Raw genomic sequence first — 15410 nt, 5'->3', positions numbered from 1 at the left:
CCTCGATCCGAAGATCGCCGTCCTTAAAATTCTGAATTAACTGTTTCATAACTCGTAGTGTGGATAGTCTTTCAGAATCGTTATCATGGGAGTTAGCTATCGTTTTTTATCTCTCGGTTAACCAATATCTTCTGGTTTTCTAAACGTCTCAGTCTCGTCAGATTTGATGCTAATTTCTGTCACAATCTCGTTTTCAATAGACCCTTTTGCTTCTATAACTGGGCGCTGGGATTCCTGACCAAAATACTCGAAAATTCGACTTTGTGAGACAGTAGCTGATTCTGTACCCGAGAACTGAAATGAAATTGATGAACCTGTTTTTGGATAGATACTGAATCCCTGTGAATGGCTTTCGATTTCACATCCCGGTGCAAAATGAAATCGTACCGTAACTGGTTGTCTGAGATCTCCGCTTATGATATCTGAAACCTCCCAACCGGAATTGAAAGTTGTGATTCTTCGCCGGTGTGTGTATCTTTTTTTCAAAAGATCATCACGAGTGAATTCTGCAGCAATAGAGGTAGTATCTTGATCAACCACTATTGGAGCATTCCGTTTTCCCATTAAATACCGTCCACCTGTTTGTATGGGTTCAACTGTGTCAAATTGGGCAGTATTGTGAGCTTTGACGCTCCGTGAGTACTGCCGTCTGGCATTTGGGGCATAATCGTACACACCGGTATCAGTGAGGATGGGCTGGTCATCCACCCACAGAATAATACTCAGCTGATCATTGTGTGAATGGGCCGGAAGGTGAGGAGGCCCTATTTCACCGACATCGAATATGAGCGTTCCAATATCGTTCTCCAGGATTCTGTATCCAGACCCTTCCGGGACGTCTAAATCCACCGAGTTAGGCGTAAACGAACACCTATGGCCGTACTCAAGACAAGTAGATGCCGGCAATTGTTCTCCGTAAACAGAATCATTCAACAGAGGTATGTCATCTAAACTACAGGAAAGTTTATAAAGGAACCCAAGTGCGTCCTGAGTCACCTGATGAAGTCTATTGAGTTCGTGTCCTGAATCGCGGAGAATATCAGAGGCAGTGATATATCTTTGGAGGACCATCACATGGTACATTGGACTTCGTTCGAAGTGACCTCCATCCTCAAGAAATTGCGAGTTACCTGCCTGCTCTAAAATTTGTAGCCCAATATTTTTCCACTCTGGACGTTCCTGCCGAAAAACGACGCCAGCAACAATTAATGCGATCGCGTTCTCGATGAGATGGTTACCCCCAACTTCATACTCAATATGATGTTCAAGAAAAAGAGCATTCTTGTAAATTGCCCGATAGAGCGCAGTAGAAGGTGTAGAAGCCTCATCCTTCTCACACCAAGCCGCATACCGACAGAGATTCAGAACACGTAGTGAGACAGAATGCGGAATCCATGAACGTCGAAGATACTTCTCCTCTCCTATTGGGTTCTCTTTTGACCAAGAGAGAAACCAGCGTTCAAACGAATGGTTAAGCGAACGAGCATCCTCGGGATCATCATAGCCTAAGAAAAGCCACTCAAGATGTTCTAACGACTGGAGCTTCAATCGCCAGAGCAATGGGTATTCATCCATCTTCTCGTGATTCCAATTGATCTCATCGCCGAAGTCGATCGGTCGATTTAAGAACGTAAACCGTCCGTCGGCTGCATCAGCAGCTAGTGACCGGTTCTCTTCACGTTCTGTCTCGGACAGGCTTTGGCGAAGTTTCTTTGAATTCTCTCGGATCGGACCGAAATGCGGTGATAAATTCTCAGGAATTTGCTGCTCGTATCTCTTATCGAAGTCGATTGGTAAACGTGGAACGACGGCCTGTCGGATCTTTCGCTCTGCGATCCCTGCTAGCTGTTGTGTTTTCATGTTCCGTGCCGTGTGATAGAACAGTGGCCAGTTATTCGGGTTTGCGAAAAATGAGATCCGACTTTCAGATGCCGAGGACTGTGAAAATTCGGACATGTCCTCAAAGTCAGTACTTTCCTCACTCATTTAGTGTGATCTCTCTAAGAGTGTTGCTCAGTCTCCCAGCAACAACCTCTCGATCGTAGTGGTCTATCATATGTTCCCGTCCCTGCTGACCGAGTATTTCGCGTTGAGATGTATCCGTAAGCAACATCTCAATAGTATCCGCGATCTCCGAAGCATCGTTGCCAACGTACAGTCCACCGCTTGATTCAGCCATTAGCTCCTCAATCTCTCCGACTCCGGTTGCGATAACCGGGAGTTCACACGACATGTACTCGTAAGCTTTTGTGGGTATGGCGTACTCGAGAGTATCGTCCTGCTTCAGTGGGGCAACTCCGATCATGCTCTTTGATAAGATCTCAGGAATTTCCTCTCGTGAGACGAGTCCAGTGAATTCAACCTTATCTTCGACATCAATCTCCACGGCTAGCTCTTCAAGTGATCCCCTCAAATCGCCATCACCGACGATTTGAAGGACGGCGTCAGGGTGGTCCACCTTTGCCATCGCTTTCACACAGGCCTCGAGATCCTGTGCGTGTCCAACATTACCCGTGTAAACAATGACAGGCTCCTTCGGTTCGTCGCTCGGCTGAAATTCGTCCGTGTTGACACCGTTCGGAAGGTGAACCACCTTCTCAGAGTCGACAGCATACAGATCTGTCAACCGATCACCGAGAACGTTCGTAGTGACTGACACACGGTCAGCAGTTTGGAGTACGAACCGCTCATAAACACGACTCACACGCTCAAGTAGCCCACCTTCGCTGATGAACCCGAGGCCGATTGACGCGTCGATCCAGAGATCGCGTACGTCGACGATCCAAGGCTTCCACCCAAGCACTCCAAAAGGTAGACCAGCGAGTCCCGTGAAAATCGGTGGTGCAGACGTAATAATCGCGTCGTACTCATCGTGATTGAACAGCAACCAAAGGAGGGCATGTATCGGGAATAGCAGGTAGTACGCCATCCGACTGAGAAATCCCGGATCCTCATCCGTCGGCTGCCAAGCCCAGAGTCGTTGGACTACCACCCCACCGTCTTCAGAGACTGACTTTCGTTTCCACGACCGGTTGAACTCTCCATGAGGGAACGCTGGCGGCGGTGCTAAGACGGTCACGTCCCATCCTTTGTCGCTGAGGTGTGTACAGGTATCGCTAATCCGTGAGGCGTTTCCGGACTTGTCGGGAGGATAGTGTTGGGAGACGACGACGACGTGGGCGTTCTCTGTCTCCATTAATTAGATTCGAATGAGATTAACGACGGAATTGTTCCACTCATCGACATCCAACATTCCCTTAGTATCAACCATAATCGGATCTCCCATCGAATGTATAAGAGTCGACGGTTCGATGTCCTCAAATTCATCGTGATCAGTCATGAGGACGACGGCATCAGCATCTGAAATCACAGCCTCGAGCGATTCTAAATTCAGCGTACTATCGGTTACCTGAGGGTCGTGAATCGAGACATCAACGTCCATCTCCCCTCCATCAGCAATGGTAACGGGTTCGTTTGTAGTTCCTTGTAATTGTCGTGCCAGCTCAAGCCCAGGACTCATCCGCGTATCACCAACATTTCCTTTATATGCCACCCCAAGGATTGCGACCTTCTTGCCGTTCAATGTTCCTAGTTCGTCTCGGAGAATATCGACGATGTACCCGATCATCCCATCGTTTACCTTCCGAGCGTTTGCGATCAGGTCCAGTTCATCGGAGTTCTGTCCGAGGAACCAGGGATCAATAGGTAAACAGTGACCTCCTACCCCCGGGCCCGGTTGGAGGATATCCACACGTGGATGTTCGTTCGCCAAGTCGATTGCCTCCCTGGAATCGATTCCGTAATCCCGCGACAGTCGGGCGATCTCGTTCGCCAGTGCGATGTTCGTATCGCGGAACGTGTTCTGGATGAGTTTTACAAACTCTGCCGTGGTCGCGTCCGAAGTCGTCCGAATTCGCCCTTCAACAAATGAATCGTACAAACGGACTGCGGCCTGCGTCGATACACCATTTACACCCCCGATAATCCGGTTGTTCTGCTGTAGTTCGTTGATAATATTCCCTGGAAGAACAGTCTCCGGACAGTGAACGAGAGCGAAGTCTGCACCAGCAGAGTGGTCAGAGGACTCAAGAATTGGCTGTAGAACCTCAACCGTCGTCCCTGGCGGAACCGTAGATTCAAGTATAACTGTATCCCCCTCCCGAAGCACCGGAACGATAGCTTCGCCCGCTTTTTCAATGTACCCAAGGTCTGCTTCCTTTTCTTTCTCATCGAACGGTGTTGGAACACAGATAATGTGGTACTTCGCCGAAACCACTTCGTTGGTAATCTCCAATTGTCCGGAGTTGATCGCCTGAGTCACGAACGCGCGGAGTCCTGGTTCATCAATGTGGATCTCACCGTTGCCTAGCTGTTCGGTCACCTCGGGATCGGCATCATAGCCGTACACCTTGTGGTCGTAGTTGGCCAACATCGCCGCCGTCGGGAGGCCGATATACCCGAGGCCGTGGACGCAGACGGTACTCATAGGTTCACCTTTTGGCCAGTCTGTACTACCTCGTCGAGTATTCGTTGTCCAGCGCTACCATCTCCGAACGGATTCTCCCAAGTTTCGTTTGCTTCGAGCATCGATATTACGCTAGTCATGATATTCTCCGGATCGACGCCGGAAAGTCGATTGGCACCGACAGTAACCGTTTCTGGTCGTTCGGTCGAGTCCCGCATGGTTACACAGGGAACGCCAACGACACACGCTTCCTCTTGAACTCCACCTGAATCCGTCAGAATTAGCTTCGCAGCCGACTCTAACCTGAGGAAGTCGAGATAGTCCTGTGGTTCGACGAGACGTATATTGTCTGGAACCGTTATGTCAAACTCTCCTAAACTGGACTCTGCCCGAGGATGTATCGGATAGACAACCTCGGAACCATACTGTTTCGCTGCGTTACTCACACCAGCTAGGAGGTTATCAAATCTTTCCTCATCGTCGACATTCTCAGCCCGATGGGCAGTCATGAGGAAGAACTCTCCTTCCACGAGTCCTAGATCATCAAGCACAGTGCTCTTCTGCTCTGCGAGCTCGCGGTTCCGGTACAGCGCATCCACAACAGTATTTCCTGTCACGGTAATCTGCGCCTCCGAAATTCCTTCTTCAAGCAGAGACTCCTTGCTCTTCTCAGTCGGCGCAAATAGATAGTCTGCCACGTGGTCTGTCACAACCCGATTCGTTTCTTCAGGCATTTCTCGATCGAAACTACGCAGACCTGCCTCAACGTGGCCGAGTTTGATATCCAGCTTGCTTGTCGCCAGTGCTCCAGCAAGTACCGAATTCGTGTCACCTTGAACGAGTACAACCTCTGGTTCTTCTTCGCAAATAATCTGCTCGACGCCCACTAGCATATCTGCGGTCTGCTCACCATGCGTGCCGGAGCCAACGCCGAGGTGATGCTCTGGCGTCGGCAACTCGAGCTGCTCAAAGAATACGCTATCGAGCGAGTCAGAGTAATGCTGGCCGGTGTGAATAATCGAGTAATCAATCTCACGGCGTTCACAAGCCTGGATTACCGGTGAGAGTTTGATAATCTCGGGGCGGGTTCCCAGTACAATAATCACATCTGTTTCACTATTCATATACTGTGACCCATCGGTTCAGTGGTTGTATTTTCTCTTCGGTCAATACTGATCGGTTTAATCGCTTTTTGTTCCACAATACACCGGAATCGAGTGTTGTCGGTGACTGGTTTGTAATATTCCATATATAATGTTGTTGTCAAATTATTGTATATGAGTGACCATATTCCGCACCTGGCTCAAGACGAGCGCGCTGAACAGACAGAGAACTCCTGTCAACACTGAAAACCCACTAATCAGCGCACGCCACTGGTGGAATGCCGCAGTCGTCTGGTAGAGGTACGCCGTGTGGAGCAATAATCCGCCTCCGAACCCGAGAAGGACCACCGCCGGCACCCCGAAGAACAACAACGGGTGCCGATCCCGGATCAGTTTCGTCACGAACATGGCCACACTCAGCCCGTGCTTGAACGGGTTGTGCGTCTGGCCGTCGACGCCCTCGTACCGGACGTCGATCGGCACCTCCACTAGATCGAGCTCCCGGTCTGCCGCCTCGCTGATCATTTCGCTTTCGACGCCCATCCCGTCCGTCCGGAGGCTTAACCGCGAGGCCGCCTCCGGCGAGAACGCCCGGAATCCGCTCTGCGTGTCGCTCAAGTTCTCCCCGGACGAACCCAACGTCAGGTAATCGAGCACGCGCTGCCCAACCCGCCGATGGAGCGGCGTTTCAGTCTCCTCCTGGTCGACGTACCGGCTGCCGATCGAGATGTCGCAGTCGCCTTCGAGGACAGGTTCTACAACGTCCGGAATATCCTCAGGGAGGTGCTGACCGTCACCGTCGAGGACGACGAGGCTGTCAACGCCATCGGCATTGTTGGAATACTGTAGCAGCGTCCGAATCGCGCCGCCCTTGCCCTTGTTTTCCTCGTGTTCGATCACGGTCGCTCCGACGGATCGCGCGATCTGGACCGTGTTGTCGGTGCTTCCGTCGTCGACGACGACGACCTCGTCTGCGTACTGCTGTGCCCTCGAGACGACGCTGCCGATCGCGATCTCCTCGTTGTACGTCGGAATCCCGGCGACCACCGTGTCGGACACGGCATCGAGATGTTCTTGCTCGGACGTTGCCTGTCCCTCATCATCCACACCCGGTGGTGCGTGAGTCGCCATTATGCGCCCCTCGTACGGAGTGTATTGAATTCCCGCCTCGCCGTTCTTCTCCGTGACATGAGGTATTTGAAGGAAAATAAATCTATGTTAGAATAAGTGTTACGCTGTTCCCACCAGCCCGATCCGCTAAGAAATCATTCCATAATCCGCTAGACAGCGCCTTTAGTTCCGGAATTGTATGCTGTGTTGAATAGATGCTGAGTCACGGTTACAGCGGCTCGCACAGCGGTTCTATGTTAGTGATGGCGAACATCAAGACGATTTCACGGAACTGCCGATACCAGCCAAGCGCTCGCACGGCATCGCCGAGCGAGCGCTTCGTTGTCGAATACGATGTTTCGGCCATCCACCGCTGAGAGTAGCCGTTTGCTCGGTTGAGCGCGTTGTTCGCGGCTGCGTTCGCTGACGAGCCGCGGTAATGAACAAGGTACTCAACGTCATATGCGGCGATTTCGTACTCAGTGTGCCAGTCTTGGAAGCCGTTGTCGGCGGCGACGGACTGCAGGTCGTCCGCGTTTCGGCGGACGACCTGCGGTCCGGTCTTCGTATCATGCTTCCACCGAACTGCGATGTGAACATCAAGAACAGCAAGCGATTCCACATCAGTCAATGTCGTCACTTTCAGCGTCTGTATCGTCCGTCCTGCCCGCTGACGAAAGTACGACGACGCACGTCGGCGATCGAAGAACGTGCTGTCGAGAGCGGCGTGGCCAGACTGCGGGTGCTGCTGCGCGGAAACGCGCAGCAGCGCCCGCCACACCCACATTTTCAGCCGATCAAACGACTTGTAGATCGTCGTGTGATCAGGGAGGTCGTCCCGAGCTAAGTCGAGAGCGTCACGAACTTCGTCCATGTACTTCAGCCGATTCGGCGTTTCACGGTAGCTGTGGGTCTCTTCGACCCGAAAACAGTGGAGAACGACATGAACCCAGCGGGCGAACCCGCCGCTGGCGGGCTCGCCCGCATGCTTCCCCAACGCTTGTTTAGCTAGGTGACGACACTGCTCGATGAAGTCGAGGATATCGATTTCCATGTCAGGTTCGATTTCCTCGGCTTCACCCTTCTAAACCCGTGATATCGGCTGATAAGATCGCTCTTCAACAGAGCAGAATTGTACAGTCTCGTGTGATGAGTCACGAGCCGGCAACACCAACGGTTCGCCACCCGTTTGAGTATCAGCCTAACTGTCGCCTAATCGGGTCGGGCGGTAACCCGGATTACGTGGTTTTTGAACTGTGTGCGATGTTGAATCCCTCAGATATCTACTGCTCAACGTTCGCACTGAAATACAGAATACCCACACCGAACAACGTAAGCAACCCGGACATACCGGCTGCGAAGAGGCCAAGTTGCGACACAGATCCAATCCAGAAACTGATTCCAATCGCGATCGCTGAGACGACAAAGAGGAGCACAAACAGCGTGGTCATCAAGCTACCGAGTTCAAAAAGAAAGTGAGAGGTTTTTGAATAATCGAGGTAGTCTGGGAACCTGCTCATATAGCACTCCAAAAAGGAGTGTACAATATACTCTAGGGACCAGATATCGAATCTGGTAATTTGATGCGCTTCAATAATATCACCGGAAGGGAATTGGATACTAGCTGCGGCAAGGTTGGCACCACACCCGAAGCAATGCGGTACCGCTGAAATCACAGACCGTATCTCTGTGACTACAAGGCCCAAGAACCCACCTTCTCACGAGTCTTCCTCACCCACCAAACTGCTAAGGCCGCCTCCATATACATCTGAATCATGAAGGCTGTCATCCCCGCTGCCGGGAAGGGCCGTCGCCTGTGGCCGCTCACAGAGAATCGACCCAAGCCGATGCTCCCCGTCGAGAACCGTCCCATCCTCGATCACATCGTCACAGAACTCGAGGCGACGCCCGTGACTGAGGTAATACTCGTCGTCGGCTCGAACCGCGAACGCGTCCAGAGCTACTTCGAAGACGGTCGCGACAGAGCGCTCGACATCTCCTACGTCACCCAGGAGCCGCAGCTCGGGACCGGCCACGCCCTCCGCCAAGCCGAATCGCACGTCGGGGACTCGGTCGTCGTCCTCAACGGCGATCGCATCGTCGACGCCGCCGCGATCGACGCTGTCTGGGAGCGCCACCGCCAGACCGGTGATCCGACCGTCGCGATCACCCGCGCCGACCACCCGCACAAATATGGTGTCGTCGACTTTGCCGACGACGAACTCGTGGGAATCGAGGAATCGCCCCATCCCGACCGGGTCGCCTCCGAGTACATCAACGCGGGCGTCTACGCGTTGCCGCCCGAGATCTTCGCCGCGCTCCGCGAGACCGACCACCACGGCGAACACGCGCTCACCGCCACCCTCTCCGAGCTGGTTGCGACCCGACCGGTCCGCGTCGTCCGGTATCGAGGCCGGTGGCTCGACGTCTCCGAACCGTGGGACCTCCTCGCGGTCAACCGCGCGATCCTCGCGAACACCCGGACCGGCCCCCACGAAACGGCCACGGTCGCGCCGTCGGCGGTGGTCGCCGACGACGCCCTGCTCGCTGCGGGCTCCACCGTCCACCCGAACGCGACGATCGACGCGAACACCACTACGCCGGCGGCACGACCACCGTCACGCTCAACGATATAGTGTACCACGACGTCCCCTTCGGCGGGCTCGTCGGCGACAACGTGACAGTCAAGGCCAACACCACGGTCCGGGCCGGAGCGATCGTCGACATAGCGCGAAAGTCGGCATCACCACGTCGATAGATACCAACATCCGGACTGAGACAAATAATACAACATCTTCACCGCGACCGGTATCTTCGATCGGCGTTCTGAGTCGACGCCCCACGGGTACGTCGGTGGGTACGACCTAGGAACCTCGTAGACAGCTTATATAAATACAGACGATGAATCTAAATCATGGCCGATGATACCGGTTCGAAATCACTCACAAAGAGAGTAGGGTTGTGGCTCCACCGCACGCTCATCCGACTTCGGTTGCTCCCAAGGCAACCTAGAGAGCCGGACTCACAGGACCAGTCGGAGACAGAACAGCTGATCGGGAGTGTTGATTTCGACGATCAGTGGCGGATATTTCGGACGGGCTTCCTGACCGTTTCCGCACTCTTCCTCGTGGATCTTCTCACTCTCTCGGTGCTGTGGGTTTTCGTTGGTCCCACGACAGAAGAACTCCTGATTACAACGATCGGACTCGTGGTACTGAATCTCATCGTCTCGCTTTTGGTGCTGATGCGCATTCGACAGTCTGTCGTCGATTCACTGTTTGGTGCCTGACAAATAGTCTCTTGAATGCTTGAAAAAATTCTGACCCGCTGTTGAAGACGGTGAATCAAATCGTTGTGAACCCCGGTCTCATCCTCGGGATCGGTACTACCGAGTTAACGCCCAACGCGTTGTAAGACCAAACAAATGTATTCACTCACGTCACTCGTGTGGAGTGGCAAGGGTTCCTTGACGACTTCTAGGACGTGCTCCCACATACAGGGCATATCTTCGCGTCGCCGAGGAGACGCTTGCTGCCTATCAGGCCGCAGCCACTGGTGAGTGGTAGGCAGCCATCCCGTTGTGAGCGCCAGAGCAAGACGACGGCACAGAGACAGAGACATCCGAATTATTCTAGATCGACGGCCCGTTACTCAGCCTCACAAACGACGTCCCGGAGTTGCTGAAGGAGCGCCGGGTGATGCTCAGCGAGTACCTCGATATCCTCGGCAAGTTCCTCGTCGATCCACTTTTCGACTTCCAACTTGACGTTCCGGCGGCGGTACTGGTCGCCTTTCACTCCCGGGAACACCTGCCGATCAGTCTTCAAGCAGGAAATCCCGCGCCCCTTGGGACGGTGAGGAATGCGACACTTGGCCTTCTGTCCAACTACTGCATTCCGTCGGTGTCGAGTGTCTTCGCACCCTCTACCATGAGCCCCTTCCACGTGTACCCGCGCTTGTCTTTGAGTTCAGTCAGCCACTCATACTGTTCGTCTTTACACAACAAACTTCCTCAGAGCGATGGCCGCGAAGTGTACCGTTATCGCGGCCGATCACCCGAAATCGGCGGCGAACGAGGTGATCGCCGACGCCGGCTTTCTGGTCGCGCCGACGGTGGACGCGCTCACGGAGACGCTCAGTTGGAAGTTTGTCACACCAGATAGATGTTCCGATATTTGAACAATTTTAATTGCGATAAAGTCAGATTAAACCCAGTTAACTACCGATTCATATTTTATTTCCCCGGAAACTTCGCCGATATGCGCCAATACACGTACCCAAGTCCACACACAGATGATTACGAGATCAGTAACAATCGAGGCGATTCACGACTTGTACTTGACGTGGAACGACCACCTCAACGCCTCTGCCCTTTATCGCCGTGCTCTCCGTGAGGAGATGGACGTTCGCGACGTCGATCCTGACGAACTCCGTTATCTCCTCAAGCAGGCTCGCTCGCAGGGCTACACACTTGACGAGATTGCTGAGAACACCAACTGCTTTGCAGATCTCCGGTCACTCGTGGACGACCAACAGGACCAACCACCAGCTGGAGATACCGCAGATGAGTAACCCGCAATGTCACAGGACCAGATACCCTCCGACTCTGAACGTGGCACCGACCGCGAATCGATACTAACGGGCACAATCCCTCGACAGGCAGCGCTCAACATCATCCTCCTCAGCCTCGTCGCTGTGGAGCCAGTAGCCGCCCAGGACAACGCAGTCTGTAGCGCAGATAACCTCCCAAGCATGATTGAGGGATTCTTCCAGCTGACTACTGCGCTGGGGATCGTCGGTCTCGCCATCGTCTGGCAGGCCGATTCCCTCATCGAGATGTTCACAATCGGTCCAGAACAAAAGAAGGGTCTCAAGCGCCACAAGCGCTCGGCGATAAAGTCTGCGGTCGTCCTCGTCGTCCTCGGCCCGTTGTACACAGTCGCCGGGTCGATGATGGGTCTCCCACTAGCGCAGTGCGTCGATCTCACACCGTGGTGAGCCGCAATCCCGACACGAGCCCGATGATCCACCGACAGCTCTCCGTGCTCATAGCCGGCTTGCTCGCGACGAGCCTCGTCACGGGTATCGTCGCCGCTGACCCGCCACGACCAGGAACGGAAGAAAACGGGCTCACGGAAAACGAGTCGGCAACGCTGTGGTCACGTGATGCGGACAACTACATCACGCAAGCGGAGTACCGCCAGCAGTACGGCGAGAACCGCTCCGCTGTCCACCAAGTCGCGAACGGGACGGACATTACGTTCAAACGGCCGCCGGCGACTGCGGCGACGTGGACGCGGAACGACTTCGAGGACCTCGACGCCGGCGGCCCAGATACGTCCGTGCATCCACCGCACGCAGACCTCGAGGATGGCGTCTTCATTGAAGATGCTCACGCAACGATCTTCGCGGTCCAGCCCTCCACTCGTGGCCACCTCGAGTCCGGTGAAACCCCACTGTACATCGCACCGAATGGGACGATGCGCGGGTTCGTTGATTACCGCGTTCGCGTCCCCAACGGGAGTTCCTCCGGCAACACGACTATCTCGTGGTCGCTCACGGAGCACGAGATCGAAGAAGTCCGGTTGAAGAAAAACGGCGAGACCATCGCCGAGCGTGACGGGGCCCATACGCCTGCCCTCGACTACCAGATCGAGGACGACTGGAGTGCAAATCTCACGCTGGAAGCAGAGATTCACGTCCGGCTGAAGAAGACCGTCAGAACCGACCTGGGTGACCGGACGGACGTCGACGTTACCTATCAGACGGAATCACGCAACGTCTCCGATTCAATCGCCGTCGAGATCTACGACCTCTCGGCGTACCCCTACTACGCCGAGTATCCGAACGGCGATGCCGGCGTGGCGATCTTCCAGTCGCGGCCATGGCAGGGGTACACGCTCACGGAGGACGGTGAGGCACGGGTCCGTGGCATCTGGCGGTTCTACACCGCTCGGAACACCAACTGGGACACGCTCGTTCGGTCGAATCGCACGGATAGCGCCACCGTCCAGTCAGACGCGATTCCGGTGTACGTCCACGCCTATCCCTCGCGGATCGGGCCGCGTGCCGAGCCGGTTCGAGACGGGCCGGAACTCATCGAGACCTGGGGGACTGACCGCCCGTCACCAGTCGGGACCATCGGTGAGAACATCAATATCGACATCGTCAACCAGTCGTACACGACGACGTACGGCGTCGCCGTTCGAGCCGAGAACGTCGATCGAGAGGCGCTGCACGTTGCGGGCATCGTCCGGGGCGTGAATGCGTCAATCGTCGAGCCGGCTGCCGGGTCCGAGCGACAGCTCCGCCGCAGTAATCTCACTGTCGAGGTCATCCAACAGAATCAGTCGCAAGCGACGCTCAGGGTCGAACTGCGGGACAATCAAACTGGTGCGCCGATCGCGCTCGACGATAGCCGTCAGTATCCAATCGGCGGTACCACCCGAAACGGGTACATCACGGTCGCGGATCAGCGCGTCGAGACCAACGCTTCAGGCGTGGCGATCATGACTATCGACGAACCGGGCATCTACACGGCTCGGTACCACCCGGGCTCGTGGCTCGGTCACGACCCGGCGTACGTGAGCGATACTGCAACGGCCCGCTGGCACCCACTCGGGACGATCGACGGCTGGTTTGCACTGGTGTTCGAGGTCGGCTGGCAGCTCCTGCCGTTCTTCGTGATGTTCTACGCTGGCAAGCGCCTCCTCCGGATGCTCGGCCCAGAAGACATCTTCCAACGCAATTCATGAAACGAGATACCCCACCCATCAGTAGGCGAACCGCCCTCCGAACAGTCGCCGGCGCCGCACTCACAACCATTGCTGGGTGTATGAATACAAATGGGAACTCCGGAACACCCAGTAATGGGTCTCCATCCCAGAATGACCAAGGTCCACTTCAGCGTGTTGCAGTCGATGGGACAGCGATCGTGGTGGAGCTCTCGGAAGATACCGAAATTAGCCAAGTCAACCTCGTCCAGCCGGATGGAGAACAGTTCGGTCAGCGTGACGTAGCAACAGGAGTACAGCAGGTTTCTTTCGAGATTGGGACCTCCTACGCACCAGGGGAGTATCGTGTTCTCGCGTTAGAGGGCGAAGAGACTGTGCAAGAGTCCGCTCTTTCGGTTCAGCCGGATCTTAGCATCGTGGAGATGGGGATCGGGAAGAATCAGCCTGAAGAGATGTGGGATAGCTCGAGTGACAAAATCTCAAAAGAGGCCTTCGTATCTGTCGAAAACCAAGGTAATGGCCCGGATGCGATTACGCAACTTCTATTTATTGGTGATGTTCCATATCCCTCGGATGAGGAAGGGACGAACTATGATGAAAACAACGATGTTAGTGGTATATACGACCCAGAAAAGGATACAGAAGTTGACGAGGTAGTCATAGAACCGGGAGAGCAGCTTACACTGTACAGTTACCGTTCACCGTTTGCGTTCGTTCGAGGTGAGGGGACTTCGTGTGAGAGCGAGGAACAAACCGGAAGCTTCGAAGTCATTCTAGAAACACGAGTAGGGGCTAACCGAGTTTCCAATCCTTACAGTATCCACTACTCCGCGTCAGAAGAGTTCGATAATTGTGAGATCACAATTAGTGAGGACTAACGATGGTGGACCTGATTGATGTCGTCCTAGAGGGATTCAAAGACGTCGTCGATTGGGTGATTTCCCTCTTCATGGAGGGGTTGAACACCGGTTATGAAACCCTCACTGAGGAGATGTTCGGGACTCCGACGCCCGAAACGGAAGGTGCATTTGTCTTTGGTGCGCCAACAAACGGACCCTGGCCAGCAATTCGCGATGCGTTGGTTGGAGGTGAGATTATGCTTATCTCACTGCTCCTTCTGGTGATGTGCGTTCAAGGGCGACACACAGTCCGGATTTTCAATATCGGAAGTGCATATGAAGCAAGACGGACAAAGAAGACCGCTTGGGTTGGCGCATTCCTCATCATCAGCTGGTACTGGGTTAGTGTTCTTGGTCTCTACATCGTCGACGGGTTCACGATTGCGTTGATGCCGAGTCTGGAAACCCTGGGTGATGCGATGCTGAATTTCCTCAAAGAGTCACTGACCAATCCAGGGCTTGCATTCATGTTCGCAATCGTTGGCGGCCTCTCGATGTGGGCACTTGAAGCCCTCTACTACATTCGAGAGGTGTTACTTTACGTGTATGTCTACGGAATGCCGATAGCGTTTGCTCTCGCCTATGGTAATGTTCCAGTCCTTTCGGACATTGCGATGGGATTCTCGAAGCGGTTTGTCCCTTTGGCGGTTCTACCCCTCCCAGCAGCAGTCGTGTTCAAAGGATACGACCTGCTCTATTCGGAAGGAGCACTCACGCCAAATGGTGCGTTTCTGAAGTACCTAGTTGCCGCGTCACTGCCTCTTATCGCGCTTTATCTCACGTGGAAGACGTTCAAATACGCGACCCCGTTGACGGCCAAAGTCGTCGGCGGGGCGACAAAAGGTGCAGCCCTCATCGGCGGTGTCGCCGCCGGGGCCTACGTCGGTGGCGCCGGCGTCGCGACGACTGCCGCTCGGTGGGGGCCGAAAGCCGCTGCCGGCCAGGCCGTCGCGCAAAAAGCAGCTGCCCGCGGTGGACACGGAGAAGACGGTAGCAGCACGCCGTCGTACCGCCGTACCGAGAATGACCCCGGTGGAGCGACAGCGGAATCGGAGAGTAACGACCACGGTATGGACTTTGACCGCGGTATCCACTAATA

At 54.5% G+C, this 15410-nt stretch carries 15 protein-coding genes and 1 pseudogene; 9 read left to right on the top strand and 7 right to left on the bottom strand.

Annotated features, from left to right (window positions below):
• Positions 1 to 117: 117 nt before the first annotated feature.
• From ABNG04_RS17750 to ABNG04_RS17725, 6 genes are all read right to left on the bottom strand, one after another.
• Complete coding sequence (locus ABNG04_RS17750; RefSeq protein ID WP_371163639.1) at positions 118 to 1986, bottom strand: heparinase II/III domain-containing protein; 1869 nt, start codon at positions 1984 to 1986, stop codon at positions 118 to 120.
• A complete protein-coding gene (locus ABNG04_RS17745) occupies positions 1979 to 3196 on the bottom strand; it encodes a glycosyltransferase family 4 protein (protein WP_371163638.1) in 1218 nt (405 codons plus the stop codon). Before ABNG04_RS17745 ends, ABNG04_RS17750 begins: the two co-directional genes overlap by 8 nt.
• Before the next feature lie 3 nt (positions 3197 to 3199).
• Entirely contained in the window at positions 3200 to 4486 is a 1287-nt protein-coding gene (locus ABNG04_RS17740) for a nucleotide sugar dehydrogenase (RefSeq protein WP_371163637.1), read from the bottom strand.
• Positions 4483 to 5589: a non-hydrolyzing UDP-N-acetylglucosamine 2-epimerase gene (wecB, locus tag ABNG04_RS17735; protein ID WP_371163636.1), complete on the bottom strand. Its 1107-nt coding sequence runs from the start codon at positions 5587 to 5589 to the stop codon at positions 4483 to 4485. The genes ABNG04_RS17740 and wecB overlap by 4 nt, the downstream gene beginning before the upstream one ends.
• Before the next feature lie 144 nt (positions 5590 to 5733).
• Positions 5734 to 6699 (bottom strand): glycosyltransferase family 2 protein, encoded by a 966-nt coding sequence (locus ABNG04_RS17730; protein ID WP_371163635.1) that lies wholly within the window; start codon positions 6697 to 6699, stop codon positions 5734 to 5736.
• Positions 6700 to 6907: 208 nt separating this feature from the next.
• Positions 6908 to 7732 (bottom strand): IS5 family transposase, encoded by an 825-nt coding sequence (locus ABNG04_RS17725; protein ID WP_371163634.1) that lies wholly within the window; start codon positions 7730 to 7732, stop codon positions 6908 to 6910.
• Between the two features lie 95 nt (positions 7733 to 7827).
• On the opposite strand from ABNG04_RS17725, the gene ABNG04_RS17720 reads away from it, so the two are divergent.
• From ABNG04_RS17720 to ABNG04_RS17710, 3 genes are all read left to right on the top strand, one after another.
• A complete protein-coding gene (locus tag ABNG04_RS17720; protein WP_371163633.1) occupies positions 7828 to 8157 on the top strand; it encodes a hypothetical protein in 330 nt (109 codons plus the stop codon).
• 296 nt (positions 8158 to 8453) lie between these two features.
• Positions 8454 to 9314 (top strand): sugar phosphate nucleotidyltransferase, encoded by an 861-nt coding sequence (locus ABNG04_RS17715; protein ID WP_371163632.1) that lies wholly within the window; start codon positions 8454 to 8456, stop codon positions 9312 to 9314.
• Between the two features lie 278 nt (positions 9315 to 9592).
• Entirely contained in the window at positions 9593 to 9967 is a 375-nt protein-coding gene (locus ABNG04_RS17710) for a hypothetical protein (RefSeq protein WP_371163631.1), read from the top strand.
• A gap of 358 nt (positions 9968 to 10325) precedes the next feature.
• Here ABNG04_RS17710 and ABNG04_RS17705 read toward each other — a convergent pair whose 3' ends face one another.
• Complete coding sequence (locus ABNG04_RS17705; protein WP_371163630.1) at positions 10326 to 10475, bottom strand: hypothetical protein; 150 nt, start codon at positions 10473 to 10475, stop codon at positions 10326 to 10328.
• Between the two features lie 211 nt (positions 10476 to 10686).
• On the opposite strand from ABNG04_RS17705, the pseudogene ABNG04_RS17700 reads away from it, so the two are divergent.
• The 6 genes and pseudogenes from ABNG04_RS17700 to ABNG04_RS17675 all read left to right on the top strand — a co-directional run.
• Positions 10687 to 10815, top strand: a pseudogene (locus ABNG04_RS17700) (glycosyltransferase family 1 protein); the annotation flags it as partial.
• Between the two features lie 156 nt (positions 10816 to 10971).
• Positions 10972 to 11250, top strand: coding sequence for a hypothetical protein (locus tag ABNG04_RS17695; protein ID WP_371163629.1), 279 nt, complete (start codon positions 10972 to 10974; stop codon positions 11248 to 11250).
• Between the two features lie 6 nt (positions 11251 to 11256).
• On the top strand, positions 11257 to 11676 hold the full coding sequence (locus tag ABNG04_RS17690) for a DUF7985 family protein (RefSeq protein ID WP_371163628.1): 420 nt from the start codon (positions 11257 to 11259) through the stop codon (positions 11674 to 11676).
• A 23-nt stretch (positions 11677 to 11699) separates the two neighbouring features.
• Positions 11700 to 13433, top strand: coding sequence for a DUF8186 domain-containing protein (locus ABNG04_RS17685; protein WP_371163627.1), 1734 nt, complete (start codon positions 11700 to 11702; stop codon positions 13431 to 13433).
• Entirely contained in the window at positions 13430 to 14290 is an 861-nt protein-coding gene (locus ABNG04_RS17680; protein ID WP_371163626.1) for a hypothetical protein, read from the top strand. Before ABNG04_RS17685 ends, ABNG04_RS17680 begins: the two co-directional genes overlap by 4 nt.
• Before the next feature lie 2 nt (positions 14291 to 14292).
• Positions 14293 to 15408 (top strand): TrbL/VirB6 family protein, encoded by a 1116-nt coding sequence (locus tag ABNG04_RS17675; RefSeq protein ID WP_371163625.1) that lies wholly within the window; start codon positions 14293 to 14295, stop codon positions 15406 to 15408.
• Positions 15409 to 15410: the final 2 nt, after the last annotated feature.

The sequence above is a fragment of the Halorubrum miltondacostae genome (assembly GCF_041379815.1).
Classification (GTDB): Archaea; Halobacteriota; Halobacteria; order Halobacteriales; family Haloferacaceae; genus Halorubrum; species Halorubrum miltondacostae.
Note: the sequence above shows the minus strand (reverse complement) of the source record. Positions and strands in the feature narration are given on the sequence as shown.

Excerpts from the sequence above, each read along its gene's own strand:
- ABNG04_RS17725 (WP_371163634.1), bottom strand. The coding sequence starts at position 7,732 with ATGGAAATCGATATCCTCGACTTCATCGAGCAGTGTCGTCACCTAGCT.
- ABNG04_RS17750 (WP_371163639.1), bottom strand. The coding sequence starts at position 1,986 with ATGAGTGAGGAAAGTACTGACTTTGAGGACATGTCCGAATTTTCACAG.
- ABNG04_RS17675 (WP_371163625.1), top strand. The coding sequence starts at position 14,293 with ATGGTGGACCTGATTGATGTCGTCCTAGAGGGATTCAAAGACGTCGTC.
- ABNG04_RS17715 (WP_371163632.1), top strand. The coding sequence starts at position 8,454 with ATGAAGGCTGTCATCCCCGCTGCCGGGAAGGGCCGTCGCCTGTGGCCG.
- wecB (WP_371163636.1), bottom strand. The coding sequence starts at position 5,589 with ATGAATAGTGAAACAGATGTGATTATTGTACTGGGAACCCGCCCCGAG.
- ABNG04_RS17730 (WP_371163635.1), bottom strand. The coding sequence starts at position 6,699 with ATGGCGACTCACGCACCACCGGGTGTGGATGATGAGGGACAGGCAACG.
- ABNG04_RS17745 (WP_371163638.1), bottom strand. The coding sequence starts at position 3,196 with ATGGAGACAGAGAACGCCCACGTCGTCGTCGTCTCCCAACACTATCCT.
- ABNG04_RS17710 (WP_371163631.1), top strand. The coding sequence starts at position 9,593 with ATGGCCGATGATACCGGTTCGAAATCACTCACAAAGAGAGTAGGGTTG.
- ABNG04_RS17690 (WP_371163628.1), top strand. The coding sequence starts at position 11,257 with ATGTCACAGGACCAGATACCCTCCGACTCTGAACGTGGCACCGACCGC.
- ABNG04_RS17720 (WP_371163633.1), top strand. The coding sequence starts at position 7,828 with ATGAGTCACGAGCCGGCAACACCAACGGTTCGCCACCCGTTTGAGTAT.
- ABNG04_RS17685 (WP_371163627.1), top strand. The coding sequence starts at position 11,700 with ATGATCCACCGACAGCTCTCCGTGCTCATAGCCGGCTTGCTCGCGACG.
- ABNG04_RS17680 (WP_371163626.1), top strand. The coding sequence starts at position 13,430 with ATGAAACGAGATACCCCACCCATCAGTAGGCGAACCGCCCTCCGAACA.
- ABNG04_RS17695 (WP_371163629.1), top strand. The coding sequence starts at position 10,972 with ATGATTACGAGATCAGTAACAATCGAGGCGATTCACGACTTGTACTTG.
- ABNG04_RS17740 (WP_371163637.1), bottom strand. The coding sequence starts at position 4,486 with ATGAGTACCGTCTGCGTCCACGGCCTCGGGTATATCGGCCTCCCGACG.